Origin of the sequence: Treponema primitia (genome assembly GCF_046533075.1) — a bacterium.
Taxonomy (GTDB): domain Bacteria; phylum Spirochaetota; class Spirochaetia; order Treponematales; family Breznakiellaceae; genus Termitinema; species Termitinema primitia_B.
This window is the reverse complement of the sequence record NZ_JAJQRB010000046.1, coordinates 1-16,510: the sequence shown is the minus strand read 5'-3', so window position 1 is coordinate 16,510 and position 16,510 is coordinate 1. Positions and strand designations below refer to the sequence as shown.

Here is a 16,510-nt window from a genome sequence, read left to right as displayed (position 1 = left end):
TTGTGCTTCGCCCTTATTTAGAGACTATTGATAAAAATAAACGTATACTCGAAATTGGCCCATTAACGACACCAATGATAGCTAAAAATGGAATCAATAATGTGTTTTATGCGGATATTCGTTCAAAAGATGAATTAAAAGAATTCTATAAAAACGAAACGGTTGTAGACAAGGAGAAAATAGTCGATATTGATTTTATTATAAAAGAAGAATCTTATTCCAAAAGTTTATTGGATGTTGAAAAATTTGATTATGTAGTTATGAGCCATGTTATAGAACATATACCGCAATTGATTTTATTTTTTCAAGATATCGTTAAGATATTAAATCCGGATGGAAAATTGTGCTTAACAATACCGGATAAAAGATATTGTTTCGATCATTATCGTAATCCAACGTCATTTTCGGAATGTTATGATATTTATAAGAATCATATTTCCAATAATCCAATTGCAGTGCTTGATCATGTCTGTAGTTCGACAAAAAATGATGATGTATTTTGGTGGAATAACCCTGATAATTTCGAGGAACTTAGGCTTCGTGGAACCGAGTACGTTAATGATGCTATTCATCTATATGAAAAAGCGCGGGCGGGCGAATATATGGACGTTCATTACAATGTTTTCACCCCGGAATCATTTTTGCTATTATTATATTATATGACTAGCTTTTCATTATTTCCATTTCAAGTATCGGATTTTTGGGGTACTGAAATAAATACATTAGAATTTAATGTTGTATTACAGGCTAGTCATAATGTAATTTTATCGGGCACTCAAATTTCCACTATGCAGGATAATATTATCAATATTTTAAGGAAGAATACGAATTATTTATCAGGTTCTATGATAGCTCAATTTGCACTAGAGAAAAAAATGTTACAAAATACGATAGACTCACTATTGTCTTCAAGATCGTTCAGAATTACAAAACCCTTAAGAGATATATTTAAGCTATTACAATCTATTAAGGCTAAATTCATTAAGGAATGAATGTATCAATTATTGGTACGGCCGGTGTTCCATCAAAATATGGTGGTTTTGAAACGCTCGCTGAAAATCTTGCAAAATTTCAATCAAGCAGTAATAAATATACGATCTTTTGCTCTTCAAAAATATATACCATAAAAAAAGAGGAGTATTTAAACGCTAAATTAAAATATATCAATTTAAAGCCAAATGGGATATCAAGCATAATATATGATATTATTGCAATGTTGCAATCCCTAAATACTAATATAATGCTTGTTCTTGGGATTTCAGGTGCTATTTTTTTTCCGATAATTAAATTATTATATCATGGCATAATAATCACCAACATAGATGGAATAGAGTGGAAACGAAGCAAATGGAATGTACTTGTTCAATTTTATTTACATTTATCTGAAGAGATGGCTATTAAATATTCAGATATAATAATTGGGGATAATAAAGGGATTATAGATTATGTTAAAGAAACTTATAATAAGGTTGCTATACTAATAGAATACGGAGCTGACCACATACAAAAAATTGGATGCGATAATGAATTATTCAATAAGAAATATCCATTTAATAAAAAAAAATATGCAATTGGTATATATAGAATTGAACCTGAAAATAATATACACTTGATTTTAGAGGCCTTTGCAAGGCAAAAAAGCATAGAGCTCGTTATAGTAGGGAATTGGAAAAATAGTAAATACGGATTAAGCCTTATAGAGAGATACTCTAAATTTAGTCATATCTATTTGTTGGACCAAATATACGATTATAAAGACATCGGTTTCTTGCGAACGAGAGCTTTTCTAAATGTCCATGGACATTCTCGAGGGGGGACAAATCCTTCTCTTGTTGAGGCTATGTATTTTGGACTTCCCATATTAGCCTTTGATTGTATCTATAATAGGTATACTACAGAAAATCAATGTATATATTGGTCGAGCGCGGAAGAATTATATAATTATTTATTACAGCTTAATGAAAAAAAATTAAATGATATTGGGGAAAAAATGGAACTTATTGCTGATAATAGATATAGGTGGAGTATTATTGCATCAAAATATGAAGAATTGTATCAGACCTATGATAACCATTAAGAATCTCTGGAAAACCTACCCCATGGGCAAAGTACAAGTTGATGCCCTCAGGGGAATAAACCTGGAACTTTCCGGTGGTGACTTTATTGCTATTGCGGGGCCATCCGGATCCGGTAAAACTACCATGATGAACATTGTCGGCCTCATTGACCAGCCTACCCGTGGTAGTGTCCTCATTGAAAACCGGGAAACCGGAGGACTGGGCCGCCGGGAACTGGCTCGAATGCGCCGGGACTTGATAGGCTTTGTGTTCCAGTCCTTTAATCTTTTGCCGGTTTTAAGTGTTTTGGAAAATGTGGAACTACCCCTGATAATAGCGAAAAAGGGAGGTGGTAAAGCGGCGCGGCGGCAGCGGGCGGAATATCTTTTGGAAGAGGTTGGTCTTGCGGACCGGCGGAACCACAAGCCGGCGGAACTTTCCGGTGGGCAGCAGCAGCGGGTAGCTGTTGCACGAGCCCTGGTTGCAAAGCCTAAGATAGTAATTGCCGATGAACCTACCGCAAATCTCGATACCGCCAATGGGGAACGGATTTTATCACTGATGAAAAAAATTAACCGGGATGAGGGTACCACTTTTATATTCTCCACCCACGATCCTGATATTTGGGAAATGGCGGATCATATTATATTTCTCCGGGACGGCCTTGTGGAGTCGGAGCGGCGGAAATGATTTGTCTTATAATACTAAAAAACATTATCAGAAATAAAAAAAGCAGCCTAATCATTCTACTGCTTGTGGCATCTATTACCTTTGTTTTTTTTACCGGTAACAGTCTTATTGGCAGAACCGACAGGGAGTTGCGGAATGCCTATACTGAAAATTTTACCGGTGATGTGCTTATTCAGAAAACAGACCAGGTGAGTATGGGACTCTTTGGCGCAAATACTCCCATTATAGACAGCTATTTTACCATCCCGGTTATTCCCGCTTATAATGCGGTGATGGATATTGCGACCGCAGAACCGGGAGTTGTTGGGATCGCCGGCCAGGTAGTGTGTTCCGCATATATGGAAATTCTGGACATTCAGGAGCCGGTTCTGGTTTTTGGCATAGACGCCGCCGCTTATTTCTCACTTTTCCCGGGCATTGTCCTAGAGGAAGGCCGCCTGCTTGAGGAAGGTGAATACGGCGTCATGATTACTGCGGATCGGGCGGAACGCCTGGAAAAACGTACCGGCAACCGGCTTGAAATCGGTATGCCCATTCTTATGACTTCCGGCGGAGAGACGGGGTTTAAGATCCGGGAGCTCCCTCTAACCGGTATTTACCGTTACCGTAATCCCGGACAGTCAATGAACGAGGTGGTGCTGATGGATCCCCAGACGGTCCGGGTACTTTCTTCAATACAGGTAGCTACTTCCGATGCAGAAGCGGGGGAAGATGCCTTGGCGCTGCTTGATCTTGATCCCGGTGATCTTTTTGGTGATGACCTTTTTGCCGGTTCCCTTGAAAGCTCCGATGAAGGGGTTTTTTCTGTGGACTACCTGGAGAATTATTTAAAAGAGGACATCGTTACGGATACTGTTGCTGCTGTCGGGGGTGACTGGAATTTTATAATCCTCAGGCTTGAAAAAGGGATTTCCCCTATGCATTTTATCACGTCCTTTAATAAAAAGCTCACCCCCTACGGGGTTACGGCGGTGGGCTGGCGGACCGCTGCGGGAATGTCCGCCATGACCTTGCTCTTGCTTAGTGCGCTGTTTAACAGCGGAGTAATACTGGTGGGTATCGCAGGGGTAATGGTGGTAATTAACCTCCTCCTTATTTCAGTTTTCCGCCGTACCCGGGAAATAGGCGCCCTCCGGGCCATCGGCGCTTCCGATGGATATATCCGCTTTTTAATACTGGGGGAAAACTGCATTTTGGCCTGTTTGGGTGGACTTGCCGGAGTACTTGGGGGCCTTTTCGTTTTTTCCCTGATAAATAAAGCTGGCATTGTTATTCCTAATAGTCTTATCGCTTCTCTCATGGGCGGCCGGGCGTTGATCGTGGAATTTGTCCCCTCCGTAGCTGCAGTGTCCCTTGCTGTTGCGGTTATTCTGGGCATGGCGGCATCCCTCTACCCTGTGGAAACCGCAGTCCGCATAGAACCCATAGCTGCCATTCGTCAGGGCTGAGCATGAAGTTTTTCCTTCTCCTCCAAATGGCCTTGCGCTACCTATTCCGATACCGTCGCCGATACTTCTTCCTCTTCCTTGCCCTTGCTTTCTGTTTTTCTATTATCACTCTTATTACCTCTGTCAAGGATGGAATGTCCGAGAATGTGTATCTTTCCGCCCAATCCCATTATGCCGGTGATATCACCGCCGTGGGTTACGATCGTGATTTCCGGCGGGAATTGCATATGAACCAGGAGGAAATAGCCGCCGTGACAGAGAGCGCCGAATTATCGGGTCTTAATCCTGAACGTGTGGTAAAACGGACCAACCTTATTGATAAGGGGATACTTTATTACAATGGAGCGGCGGTATTACATAAGTACCTTATCGGCGTCGACTGGGAGATTGAAGCGGACTACTTTAGCCGCCTTAACTATATGGAGCCTCCCCGGGGACCTATAGAAGGGGATGATAGTATTCTGCTCTCTTCTCCGGTGGCCCAAAAATTCCAGGCCCGGATAGGAGATAGCCTGATTCTGGAAGGGGAAACCAAAACAGGCCAAAAAAATACCGCCGTGTTTATTGTGGCGGGTATTATTGAAGATACAACTATTTTTGGGTATTATAAAGCCTATATATCCCGCCGGGCTTTGAATGACCTTATCGGCTTTGAGGAAGAGGATTGTTCTACCATAGGTTTCTTTCTGGATAACCGTGTAGCAGTGGAGAAAAAGAGAATCGCTCTTACGGAAGAACTGGAAAGACATATCAACACCGCCCCCATAGTTCATGACCGGGATGAATTGAGCCGGGAACTGGATGGAACCTGGGAAGGGGTTAAGGTTTTTGTTCTTACCATTCCGGTGTACCTTTCTGAGGTTGCAGAACTTCTTGATGCCATAAACATCCTAAGTTATTTTCTTTACGGGATGATGCTTCTTATTATTCTGGTGAGCGCATCGGTTACCTACCGTCTCATCCTTCATGAGCGTACCCGGGAGATTGGGACCCTTCGGGCTATTGGTTTTTATGAAGGAGATGTTGGGTATATTTTATTGATGGAGACAGTATTTTTGGGAATCATTTCAATTATTGCGGGTTTTATTTTTGTACGCTTTTTTGTTTGGGGGGTTTCATTTATATCTTTCACCTGGATTCACAGTTTTGAGATATTTATGAAGGATGGCAGACTTACCGCCCTGTTCCTCCCAAAGACCATGCTGGTTAACCTTGGCGCCGTATTCTGTATGCTCATTATAGCGTCAATTTTGCCGGTATTCCGTTCATCCCGGGCGCCTCTGCCGGTTTTGCTATCCGGGGAGGCAATATGAAAAAATCTATTTTAAGCATTTTCCTGGTATACCTCTGTTCTTACGGCCTTTGGGCTCTTACGGATCAAGAACTCCTGCGTCAGGCGGACAGTTTGGTTAGTTATTATAATATGGATTTTTCTGCGGAATATACCATAGTCCAAGACCGGCCTGGGCAAAGCCGGTCTACCACCGTGGCTGGGATATTCCGCAGGGATTCCCGGGAAACCTATGTTATCGTGATCCTCCAGCCCGCCATAAGCCGGGGGCAGGGCTACCTTAAACAGGATAAGACCCTCTGGTTTTACGATCCCGAAAGCCGCCGGTTCAATAGTACCAATAGTACCGAACGTTTCCAGAACACCAATGCCAGGAATTCTGACTTTACCCGGTCTACCCTAGCGGAGGATTACCGGATTACCGGAGGGGAGGACGCAGCCCTTGGCCGTTTCAGATGCAGGGTTTTAAACCTGGAAGCGCTGACCAATGAAGTTACCTATCCAAAGATGAAAATCTGGATCAGCGAAGACGGTCTGGTACGAAAGACCGAAGATTACAGCCTTTCCGGACAGCTCCTGCGCAGCTCCGCCATTCCGGATTATTACCAAATTGGAAACCGCTTTGTACCCAAAAGGATGCTTTTTGTTGAAGAATTAAAGGGCGCTGTGATTGATGGTAAATTTGTAAACGAAAAAACCCAGTTCACTATTAACAAACCCTCCTTTGAGGCGGTAGCCGACTCGGTATTTTCCAAGACCTTTTTGGAGACGGTTAACCGGTGAACCCTCTCCGCGTATTTCTGTTATTAGTTTTCTTATTGCTGGTCGCTGTATCCCTTTTTGCCGAAACAACGGATCTATTAGACGCCGACCTGGATTCCCTTTTTGACGACCCTCCGGAAGAGCAGACGTTGGAGGAATCTTCCGGCAACAGTATCCTTTCGAGCAGCATACGGCAAAGGGGTTTTTCCCTGGATGCCGCCTATTCTTTCTACGGCGGCATTGCCCCCGGCTGGACCGAAGCGCCCTGGTACTGGGATACGGAGGATGAAGAGTATTCTCATATCATCGGCACGAATATGGTCGCCGGACTGGGGCTTGACTTCCGGATTTCCGAAACCTTGCGGGTTTATAATAGGTTTTCTTTTTCTTTTCCCGATTTCGGTATTTCTGTAGAGGAATTTTATTTTGATTATAATATTAATAATGTAGTTTTTATGCGCGCCGGGAAATACGACCTTACCTGGGGCATTTCTCCTAATTATCCCTTTACTAATCTGTTATCCCGGGTTCCCGCTAATAAGGGGGGGGACCCCTATATCGCCAAAGTTGATATACCCATCGGTATTGGAGGGATACAGCTGTTGGCCCTGACCCGTAAAGGGTTTTGGGCAGATCCTAGTCTTCCGGCCTTTCGGGAAATCGGATACGGAGGTAAATACAACATTGCTTTACCCCGGGCGGATATAGACGCGGGCCTTTTCTTCCTTAAGGCCATGCCCCTGCGGGGTTTTATTTCGGTTAAAAGCACCATAGCAAATACTGAACTCTATGCCGAAGCCATGGCTTCCGTCGAACATGAAACCTGGGAGGACTTTAAAATTTCCGGCAATCTTGGGTTTTACCAGGACATTTTCGGGGAAATGCTTCGGATAAACGGAGAATTATTTTATAACAGTGAGTACGGCGCCGGCTGGTTTCGTCTGGGAACGGATCTGCGGGATGAATATATTTCCCCATTTATCAATGGTCTTAATATTGCCATGAATGTGGTGTATAAACCCGGCGGTCTGTGGGGGTTCCGCTTTTTTACCCAGTGGCTTTACGGCGTTAACGAAGCCGCGGCCCAACTGGTTCCGGGCTTGACCATTGATCCCTTACCCCATGTAAATATCTCCCTGGCGGTTCCCATGGCTTTGGGCAGCAGGATTGATGAAAATTCCACTCTTGCCTATTACAGAAATAACGCAGATAGAAACAACCGCCCCTTTGCGGTGGTATTCCTGGTTACCATCAGTGGTGATTATAAGTACGGGCATTATGAGTAAACAGATTAATTCACCTAAAAATAGATGGAAAGGCATAGTTTTGATGCTTTTCTGTTCAATTTGTCTCTGTACTGGTCAGCTTATTTGGAAACTCATGCCGAATTTTAGTTTGATTCATATTATTGGCGGTTTTTTTATTTTTGGAATCGGCGCCCTTGCAATGATTTTTGCATACCGGTACGGTGATCTTTCTGTTTTGCAGCCGATAAACAGCACTAGTTATGTTTTTTCATTGATATTGGGCTCTTTAATCTTTCAAGAGCAGATTACTTCGTTAAAAATTACCGGTGTTGCCATGATAATGATAGGTGTAATACTTCTTGGAATAAGCGGTAATACATGAACTACATTCTTATTCTCTTAATGACCATCGTAGCCGCTGCCGCAAGTTTTCTTTTAAAAAAGTCCACTTCCGGCGGTTCTTTGCTTTCTATATTGAAAAGCAAATACCTTTACATCGGCGGTTTTTTATATTTTATAAGCGCGCTTGTTAATATTTGGATTTTACAGAGAATGCCCTATTCCGTTGTTATCCCCATAGGTGGTATTTGTTATATATGGACCATGTTTATATCCAATAGGTTTCTGAATGAAAAAATCAATAAAGGTAAAATATTTGGAGTAAGTTTTATACTAATGGGGGTTTTTTTTCTTACACGGCAATAAATTAATTGACAAAATGTATGAGAAGTATTAAAATACCCATTGTTCGTTTGATAAAAACGATTAAAAGAGGGTGTTATGAAAGTAGTTATATTAGCCGGAGGGCTTGGCACACGAATTTCTGAAGAGACCGATTTGAAGCCCAAGCCGATGGTAGAAATTCATGGTCGGCCGATTCTCTGGCATATCATGAAGCTGTATTCTTACTGGGGGTTTAATGAATTCGTGGTGCTGACCGGGTATAAATCGCACATCATCAAAGATTATTTCATAAATTACTATACCCGTTACTCTGATATTACCGTTGATATGGGAAACAATACTGTGGAAGTACACAAGCACCGGAACGAACCGTGGAAAGTAACGATGCTGTATACCGGGAAAAACACCATGACCGGTGGAAGGATTCTGGAAGCCCGCGATTTTATCGGAGAAGAGCGGTTTATGCTGACTTACGGAGACGGAGTAGGCGATGTTAACATACCGGATCTTGTTAAAAGTCATGAAGCGGCGGGTAAGTACGTTACCTTAACTGCGGTGTTGCCCGTCGGCCGTTTTGGCGCGTTGGTAATTAATGGCGACGGAGGAATTTCTGCGTTCAATGAAAAACCGGGTGGCGATGGCGCCTGGATTAATGGAGGATTCTTCGTGATGGAACCGCAGATATTTAACTACCTTACTGACGGGGATGCAACGGTGCTTGAGCGTCAGCCTCTTGAGAAACTGGCGGAGAATGGGCAGCTCAATGCGTATAAGCACGGGGGGTTTTGGAAGGCTATGGACACCCTTAAAGACAAAAATGAGTTGTCTAATCTGTGGTCATCAGGGAAGGCTCCATGGAAGCTGTGGCAATAATGAAGCGTAGAAAGGAGTGAAAATGATTTTACGTGCAAAGACAGACGCATTGATTAAAACGCGCGAATTATCGGTAAAGCGTCGTGAAAACACCGTAAAAAACACGGGAGAAATGAAAGCCGGAAAGATAGTGCTGGAATCAAGGCCGCAGCGGCTTGTGTTTGAAATGACAAACGCATGCAATCTTAACTGTGTTATGTGCGGAAGAAACGCGAAGGAATTCACAGCGGCACATTTTGATATAGGGTGGCTAGAAAAATTTGATGATGTTGTTGCGGATATTGAGGAAGTTACATTGATGGGCTGGGGAGAGCCAACGATGCATCCGCAGTTTACAGAGTTTCTTGCGTGGGCAAATAAGCGTGGCTTGCGGAAATATTTCTGTACTAACGGTATGAGGCTGGGCAAACTGTTGCCTACGATTTTTGATGAACAGGTTGACGTTATCGCCATTAGCATTGATGCAGCAACTGGGGAACGGAACAATGCGATACGGCGCGGGGCGAAGTTTGATACTATTATTGAGAATATTAAAGCGATTGTGACAGAGAAAAAACGGATCGGTACGCCCTGGCCGTATATGAACTTTGTTACAACGCTTATGAAGGGTAACCTGCATGAGTTGCCTGCGATTGTTAAACTAGCGGTGGATATAGGGCTTGATGAAGCGAAGGGCGTGTTTTTGACGGTTTTTGATGGCGCCCTGGCCGGGGAATCTTTGTTTGATGAAATGGGCGAGGTGAAGAATGTTTTTGACGAGGCGTACCGGGTTGCAAAGGACTGTGGAATAGCGGTAAAACTACCGCATCTGCGTGGGGAGGACCCCGCCGGTGATGCTCCCCATAAGCCATGTTATACCGCATGGCGGGATTTTTTTCTCGGGTCCGATGGATATGTACGCCCCTGTATGTCTACGCCTATCAAGCTTTTTCATATAGATAAATACACAGATTTTGACGCAATGTGGAACGGAGAAGAGTTTGTGCGGTTCAGGGAAGCTGTTAATCAGGAAAAAGCCATGCCGGATTCGTGCGGGAATTGTTACCAATCTTCCTTCGCCAATTGGAACAAGCGAAGTTCTTTTTTTCAGATAGGAAAGGAATTTTCACCTGAGTGGGAAAAGCGTTTAGATCCCCGGGGTAATGGGCGCAGAAAAGATGTGGTATGACAAATCTTTCATTGTGAAGGGAAGTATTAAGTTGGGAGCTGCGATGGAACATCAAGACAGTGGTGGAGAGAGGTGTAAGGTTCACAAAGTCTGAGACAGACGTGGAAAGGCCGGTGTGTATGGAGCGGCTGATATTTAAATATTTTTATGTTAGCGGGAGAAAATTAGAAGATGAAAATTGAAAATACTAAAATTGAAGGCGTTAAAACAATTTTATCCGACCCTTTCCGTGATGAGCGAGGTTTTTTTAATCGGATTTTCTGTCAAGAGGAACTATCGACGATACGTCCCAATTTGGTGATTGTACAAATTAATCATTCAATGACAAAAAATAAGGGGACGATACGCGGGATGCACTTTCAGTATCCACCGCATAGTGAGATGAAGATTGTACGTTGCGTAAAGGGGAGTATTTTTGACGTAGCGATAGATTTACGTAAGGGGTCGCCTACTTTTCTACAATGGCACGGGGAGGTGTTGTCTGTGGAAAACATGAAGGCACTGGTGGTTCCCGAGGGGTGCGCACACGGGGTGCAAACATTGGAGGATAATGTGGAGATGGTGTACATGTCAACAGCGGCTTATTGCAAAGAAGCTGAAGGGGCGGTGCGTTACGATGATCCAAAGGTGGGTGTACGTTGGCCGCTAGAAGTGAGTGTAGTTTCACAGAAAGACGCAGGACATGCGTTGCTGGATGACCCCCCCCCCCCCCCCCCATATATATGTCGGAGGCTAAAAAACAGCAATGCTAGAATAGCACCATATATCATATTGCGGAGGTTAGCGGTATGATTAAGAGAAAGAGTGCGAAAGAAGCATTAGATGCAATACTTATGAGTATAAAGGCGTACTATAAAAACTATATGCAGAAACCGCTATATCAAAACGGAGAACGCATTGCGTACGCCGGGCGGGTGTATGATGAACAAGAGATGGTAAATCTTGTGGATAGCGCCTTGGAGTTTTGGCTCACTTCCGGACGCTATACGGAACAGTTCGAGAAAAAACTTGCCCAATATATCGGCGTTTCATTTTGTTCATTGGTAAATTCCGGTTCATCTGCAAATTTATTAGCGTTTATGGCATTAACATCCCCTCTTTTGGAGAAACGTGCCATAAGACGGGGAGATGAGGTAATTACTGTTGCCGCAGGGTTTCCAACGACGGTTACGCCAATAATGCAATACGGTGCGGTACCGGTGTTTGTAGACGTAACGCTTCCTCAATACAACATTGATGTAACGCTACTCGAAAAAGCGTTGTCGTCGAAAACAAAGGCGGTAATGCTTGCCCATACGTTGGGGAATCCGTTTGACCTTAATGCGGTAAAATCTTTCTGCGACACACATCATCTTTGGCTTGTCGAGGATAATTGTGATGCACTTGGGACGGTCTATGCCATTAATGGTGTTGAAAAATTAACCGGGAGTGTAGGAGATATTGGGACATCGAGTTTTTATCCGCCTCATCATATAACAATGGGAGAAGGAGGTGCAGTATATACGAATAATCCGCTATTGCATAAAATCGTCCGTTCTATGCGGGATTGGGGGCGGGATTGTATATGTCCGTCAGGTGTGGATAATCTGTGCGGGCATCGGTATGACAATCAATACAGTGAATTGCCGCATGGATATGACCACAAATATGTTTATAGTCATTTCGGGTATAACTTGAAAGCAACGGATATGCAGGCGGCAATCGGCTGTGCTCAAATGGAAAAACTATCATCATTTACAGAGCGCAGGCGGCAGAATTGGCAACGGTTATATGACGGACTAAAGGATTTGCGGGATGCGTTGATTTTGCCGGAAAGCGCTCCAGATGCAAACCCAAGCTGGTTCGGATTTTTAATTACCTGTAAAAATGGGGTTAGCCGAAATGATTTGGTGCAATACCTGGAAAAAAATAATATCCAGACACGGATGCTTTTTGCGGGGAATTTGTTGCGGCATCCGTGTTTTGATGAAGCGCGGGAGTCAGGTAGCGGCTATCGGGTTGTGGGAACGCTGGAGACAACTGACCGTATAATGCGCGATACCTTCTGGATTGGGGTGTATCCGGGGATGAATGATGAAATGATTGACCAGATGATTTCTATAATTCATCGCTATTTCAGAGAGGAAATAAAATGAATTTTGTTTCCACGTCAATTGAAGGGCAATTCCAGGGTATTTCTCCGGTTGTCGCTGACGAACGGGGTAGCTTTCAAAAATTTTTTAACTTTAATATATTTAAAGAACATGGGTTACAAGGTGATTTTAAGGAGTTGTATTATTCAGTTTCCCATAAAGATGTAATACGGGGTATGCATTTTCAGATTCCGCCGTATGAACATGCCAAGCTGGTATATGTGAGCTGCGGCAGTATCCTGGATGTTACAGTTGACCTTCGGCAAAACAGCCCTTCATTTAAACACGTATTTTCGACAACGCTTTGTGCTGCATCAGGGGATTTTTTGTATATACCTGCAGGTGTTGCGCATGGTTTTTACGCTTTGACGGAAGAGAGTATTGTGCATTATGCCCAGACATCTTGTTACAACAAAGAATGTGATAAAGGTGTTTTGTATAGCTCTATTGGCTTTGACTGGCATATTGAACATCCAATAGTTTCGGAACGGGATAATAAGTTTCCGACCATGCAGAATTTCTTGGGAGAAAAGTCCTATGCTAATAAATGAAGCAGTCGCGTTTCTTGACAAGAGTATTCCCGATAAGACCGTGGGATTGCCAGATGAGATATTTTATTTTATCAGCAGGGTAACGCCCTTAGTAAATGTTGATTTATTAGTTAAGGATAAACAAGGGCGAACACTTTTGGCCTGGAGAAATGATGAGCAGTATGGAAATGCTTGGCATATACCAGGTGGGATAATCCGTTTTAAGGAAACAGTATCACAGCGTATACATAAAACAGGGATAAAAGAATTGGGGACAGAAGTTTCGTTCCTGCCTGAACCTATCGGTATTCGGCAGGGGTTTGCATTAAATATGGATAATCGTGCCCATTTTATTTCGTTTTTATATAGATGTTTTGTACCGGTAGATTATGTTCCTAATAATGCGGGGAAAGACCGATACGATACCGGATATTTAGAGTGGCATGAGTGTGCGCCAAAAAATTTGCAAATTCTTCAAAATGATTATCGGCAATTTATTAATGATAATATGGATCAGAAAGAATATCCTTGCATAAAAGGAAAAAAAATTACATTTATTGATTTTGATAACAAATATAGAGGAGAAATAATTGAAAGCGCAAATTAAACCAAGAATAGACCTTGAAAACAGGACGAAACTGGAAACAGTTATCCCTTTGCGGACTCCGTTTATTATCAATATTGATCCATCTGATATTTGCAATTTTCAGTGTAAATTTTGTCCCACTGGTGATAGGGAACTGATGAAAAACACCGCAAAGCGTGGGCGGGGTGTAATGGATTTTGAATTTTATAAAAAACTTATAGATGATATTGGTGAATTTGAAGATAAGGTGAAAGTTATCCGTTTGTATAAAGATGGCGAACCTTTGCTTAATCCGCATTTTGCGAATATGGTAAAATATGCGAAAGAATCAGGCTGTTGCGATAGAGTTGATACCACCACAAATGCATCTTTATTAACGCCGGAATTAAGTAAAAATATAATTGATGCAGGACTTGATAGAATCAATATTTCTGTAGAAGGTGTAAACGAAGCGCAATATGCGGATTTTTCGCAGTATAAAATAGATTTTAAAAAATTTGTGGATAATATTAGGTATTTTTATGAACACCGTAAACAGTGTGAGATGATTGTGAAAATAAATGGTGATATTTTGACTGAATCGGAGAAGCAGCAATTTTATGATATTTTTGGTGATATAGCCGATGGCGTTTTTATTGAAAGTATAATGGATTGTTGGCCGGCCTTTGAGCAGAAAAAAGTCGAAATTAATAAAACAAGGGGAGTATATGGGCAAGCAATTAATGAGGTGCAAGTATGCCCATACGTATTTTATTGTTTGAATATCAATTCTGACGGGACGTACAGTCTGTGTTTTTTGGATTGGGCGCGTAAAATGCTTCTGGGAAATGCGGGGACGAGGACACCAAAACAAATTTGGAATAGTAGTGAATTACGGGAATATCAAAGTATGTTTTTGCGGAAAGAACGAAAATCTCATCTAATTTGCACCGATTGCGGACAGATGAGACAAGGGCAACCTGATAATTTGGATGCATTTGCAGATGAATTGAAAAAACTTTACAATGGAGAGAATAGAATATGAAAATATTATTTATCGGTGGAAATGGTAACATTAGTTGGTATTGTGTACAAAAAGCTCTTGAGGCCGGTCATGATGTGTGGGAATTGAACAGAGGAGTAACTTCAAAAACACGTCGTGAAATTCAAGCAAAGGTACACAAACTAACCGGGGATATAAGAAATCATGAGGAAATTAGAAAAGTATTAGGCGATATGAAGTTTGACGTTGTAGCCGATTTTATTTGTTATAACAAGAAGTTTGCAGAATTTGATATAGATTTATTTAGAGATAAAACTAAGCATTTTATTTTTATTAGCTCAGTAGTTGTATATCAACGAAAAACAAAATATCTTCCGTATAGCGAGAATACTCCTCAATGGGATGAAACTGATTATAATTATGCGCTTGATAAGATATATGCAGAACGTGTATTTATGGATGCATATAACCAGTTTGATTTTCCAGTAACTATTGTGCGACCCGCGCATACCTATGATACTATAATTCCAATTTCTCTCGGACATAATTGTTTTACAGCTCCACAACGATGTTTGGATGGAAAACCAGTTTTAATCGCAGGGGATGGAACGAATCTGTGGACTTTAACTCATTCAAAAGATTTTGCAAGAGCATTTGTCGGATTAATGGGATGTTCAAGCGCAATTGGTGAAGATTTTCATATTACCGGAGATGAATGGTTAACGTGGCTTGATATCATGAAAATACTGCTTGATACACTCGGTGTAAAAACCCCAAAGTATGTTCATATTCCGGCAGATGAAATTCTTAAAATGAACATTCCTGTGTCGACTCACATGGCTATATCTTTTTTTGGAAAGGCTTTTGCTGGACAGCGCATGTGGTGTGATATTTATAATAATTCAAAGATAAAGAAATTTGTTCCTGGATGGAAATCGGAAATTTCTTTTAAAGAAGGGATAAAAGAGACGATTGATTGGATGTTTGAAAAAAATATTAGACGACGTATCAATCCAGATTTGAATAATTTGTTGGAAGAATTGACTTTAAAGTATAATAAATCATAGAAGACTATTTGTGATTTTTAGTGAATGGGATCAATTGAAAACAGATCTGCTTATATATATTGTTCTGATGTGATGTCTTAAGCACATGAGGAATGGACTTTTACTTTCGGATTTAACAGGGGGTTATGTATTATGAATGAATATGCGCGGTTAAGATCGGTATTTGAGTCTTTACAAGATGAAGAATCAAAAGAGATATTTTTACATCGATTGTTGTATTGTTTTGATAACGATAAAAAACATACCAATGATATTATTAAAATCGCCAATTATTATGAAAAGATGCGGTATAAAGACAGACCGACTTTTCTTGATTTTTTGAATACCCATAATAGGGGGGAAAAAGTTATAGTTTACGGTGCAGGCTGGATGATGGGGCGTGATGTGTTAAATGTTTTGACAATGCATGACATACAAATTGAATGTTTTTGCGATAGTTCACAGGAAAAGCAAAAAACACTGTTTTACGGCTACAATGTAATTTCTCCTGAAACGCTTAAAGAAAAGTATAAAGATTCAACTATTGTTATAAGCACAATTGAGTATCTATCTGAAATAACTGTTTCCTTGGTACAAAATGGATTTAGCGTAGAACAGCTCATTACGATAACAGGTACGGAGGATGAGTATTTTGGAATGCCCTTTTTGCGCCCTATTAGCAATGAAGTCTATGTAGATGCAGGTGTTTTCGATGGGAAAACGATTGTTAAATTTCTCGAATTTGCATCTGGCAAATATAAAAAAGTGTATGGTTTTGAACCTGATCCATCCAATTGTAAAAAAATTGCGCATACACTGAAAGAAAAAGAAATGCATAGTATTGAAATAATAGCAAAAGGAACATGGAGCAGTGAAGCGGAACTTATTTTTACTCCCGCAGGAACTGGAGGAAAAATAGAAACTATTATTGGGGGGGGGGGGGGGGGGGGAAGAGGAGGGGGGGCTGGAAAAAAAAAATTTATATCCCATTTACCCCCAAAAGCAAGAAAAAAA

General features: G+C 41.6%; 18 protein-coding genes. All 18 read left to right on the top strand.

Translation table 11 applies throughout. From position 1 onward, the window contains the following. Nucleotides 1–2: 2 nt before the first annotated feature. Nucleotides 3–992 (top strand): class I SAM-dependent methyltransferase, encoded by a 990-nt coding sequence (locus LQZ19_RS09130; protein WP_411047367.1) that lies wholly within the window; start codon nucleotides 3–5, stop codon nucleotides 990–992. Continuing rightward, on the top strand, nucleotides 989–2,077 hold the full coding sequence (locus LQZ19_RS09125; RefSeq protein WP_411047366.1) for a DUF1972 domain-containing protein: 1,089 nt from the start codon (nucleotides 989–991) through the stop codon (nucleotides 2,075–2,077). Before LQZ19_RS09130 ends, LQZ19_RS09125 begins: the two co-directional genes overlap by 4 nt. Further along, nucleotides 2,043–2,747, top strand: coding sequence for an ABC transporter ATP-binding protein (locus LQZ19_RS09120; RefSeq protein WP_411047365.1), 705 nt, complete (start codon nucleotides 2,043–2,045; stop codon nucleotides 2,745–2,747). The genes LQZ19_RS09125 and LQZ19_RS09120 overlap by 35 nt, the downstream gene beginning before the upstream one ends. Next, complete coding sequence (locus LQZ19_RS09115; RefSeq protein ID WP_411047364.1) at nucleotides 2,744–4,195, top strand: ABC transporter permease; 1,452 nt, start codon at nucleotides 2,744–2,746, stop codon at nucleotides 4,193–4,195. Before LQZ19_RS09120 ends, LQZ19_RS09115 begins: the two co-directional genes overlap by 4 nt. Before the next feature lie 134 nt (nucleotides 4,196–4,329). Continuing rightward, complete coding sequence (locus LQZ19_RS09110) at nucleotides 4,330–5,508, top strand: ABC transporter permease (protein ID WP_411047363.1); 1,179 nt, start codon at nucleotides 4,330–4,332, stop codon at nucleotides 5,506–5,508. Beyond that, nucleotides 5,505–6,269, top strand: coding sequence for an outer membrane lipoprotein-sorting protein (locus LQZ19_RS09105; protein WP_411047362.1), 765 nt, complete (start codon nucleotides 5,505–5,507; stop codon nucleotides 6,267–6,269). Before LQZ19_RS09110 ends, LQZ19_RS09105 begins: the two co-directional genes overlap by 4 nt. Further along, nucleotides 6,266–7,534, top strand: coding sequence for a hypothetical protein (locus LQZ19_RS09100; protein ID WP_411047361.1), 1,269 nt, complete (start codon nucleotides 6,266–6,268; stop codon nucleotides 7,532–7,534). The genes LQZ19_RS09105 and LQZ19_RS09100 overlap by 4 nt, the downstream gene beginning before the upstream one ends. Next, nucleotides 7,527–7,877 carry an EamA family transporter gene (locus LQZ19_RS09095; RefSeq protein WP_411047360.1) on the top strand — a complete coding sequence of 117 codons (351 nt, stop codon included), beginning with the start codon at nucleotides 7,527–7,529 and terminating at the stop codon, nucleotides 7,875–7,877. Before LQZ19_RS09100 ends, LQZ19_RS09095 begins: the two co-directional genes overlap by 8 nt. Next, complete coding sequence (locus LQZ19_RS09090) at nucleotides 7,874–8,200, top strand: EamA family transporter (RefSeq protein WP_411047359.1); 327 nt, start codon at nucleotides 7,874–7,876, stop codon at nucleotides 8,198–8,200. Before LQZ19_RS09095 ends, LQZ19_RS09090 begins: the two co-directional genes overlap by 4 nt. Nucleotides 8,201–8,275: 75 nt before the next feature. Then, entirely contained in the window at nucleotides 8,276–9,052 is a 777-nt protein-coding gene (gene rfbF / locus LQZ19_RS09085) for a glucose-1-phosphate cytidylyltransferase (protein ID WP_411047358.1), read from the top strand. Nucleotides 9,053–9,074: 22 nt separating this feature from the next. Then, nucleotides 9,075–10,220, top strand: coding sequence for a radical SAM protein (locus LQZ19_RS09080; protein WP_411047357.1), 1,146 nt, complete (start codon nucleotides 9,075–9,077; stop codon nucleotides 10,218–10,220). Between the two features lie 171 nt (nucleotides 10,221–10,391). After that, nucleotides 10,392–11,012, top strand: a complete 621-nt coding sequence (rfbC, locus tag LQZ19_RS09075) for a dTDP-4-dehydrorhamnose 3,5-epimerase (protein WP_411047356.1) — start codon at nucleotides 10,392–10,394, stop codon at nucleotides 11,010–11,012. Continuing rightward, nucleotides 11,009–12,355, top strand: a complete 1,347-nt coding sequence (rfbH, locus tag LQZ19_RS09070) for a lipopolysaccharide biosynthesis protein RfbH (RefSeq protein ID WP_411047355.1) — start codon at nucleotides 11,009–11,011, stop codon at nucleotides 12,353–12,355. Before rfbC ends, rfbH begins: the two co-directional genes overlap by 4 nt. Further along, the gene (locus LQZ19_RS09065) at nucleotides 12,352–12,903 is read left to right on the top strand and encodes a dTDP-4-dehydrorhamnose 3,5-epimerase family protein (protein WP_411047354.1); all 552 of its coding nucleotides are present in this window, start codon (nucleotides 12,352–12,354) and stop codon (nucleotides 12,901–12,903) included. The genes rfbH and LQZ19_RS09065 overlap by 4 nt, the downstream gene beginning before the upstream one ends. Continuing rightward, nucleotides 12,890–13,489 carry an NUDIX hydrolase gene (locus tag LQZ19_RS09060; RefSeq protein ID WP_411047353.1) on the top strand — a complete coding sequence of 200 codons (600 nt, stop codon included), beginning with the start codon at nucleotides 12,890–12,892 and terminating at the stop codon, nucleotides 13,487–13,489. Before LQZ19_RS09065 ends, LQZ19_RS09060 begins: the two co-directional genes overlap by 14 nt. Further along, nucleotides 13,473–14,492 (top strand): radical SAM/SPASM domain-containing protein, encoded by a 1,020-nt coding sequence (locus LQZ19_RS09055; protein WP_411047352.1) that lies wholly within the window; start codon nucleotides 13,473–13,475, stop codon nucleotides 14,490–14,492. Before LQZ19_RS09060 ends, LQZ19_RS09055 begins: the two co-directional genes overlap by 17 nt. Then, on the top strand, nucleotides 14,489–15,517 hold the full coding sequence (locus LQZ19_RS09050) for an NAD-dependent epimerase/dehydratase family protein (protein ID WP_411047351.1): 1,029 nt from the start codon (nucleotides 14,489–14,491) through the stop codon (nucleotides 15,515–15,517). The genes LQZ19_RS09055 and LQZ19_RS09050 overlap by 4 nt, the downstream gene beginning before the upstream one ends. A 132-nt stretch (nucleotides 15,518–15,649) precedes the next feature. Then, nucleotides 15,650–16,510 (top strand): class I SAM-dependent methyltransferase (locus tag LQZ19_RS09045; RefSeq protein WP_411047350.1); only part of this gene is annotated, 861 nt, incomplete at its 3' end.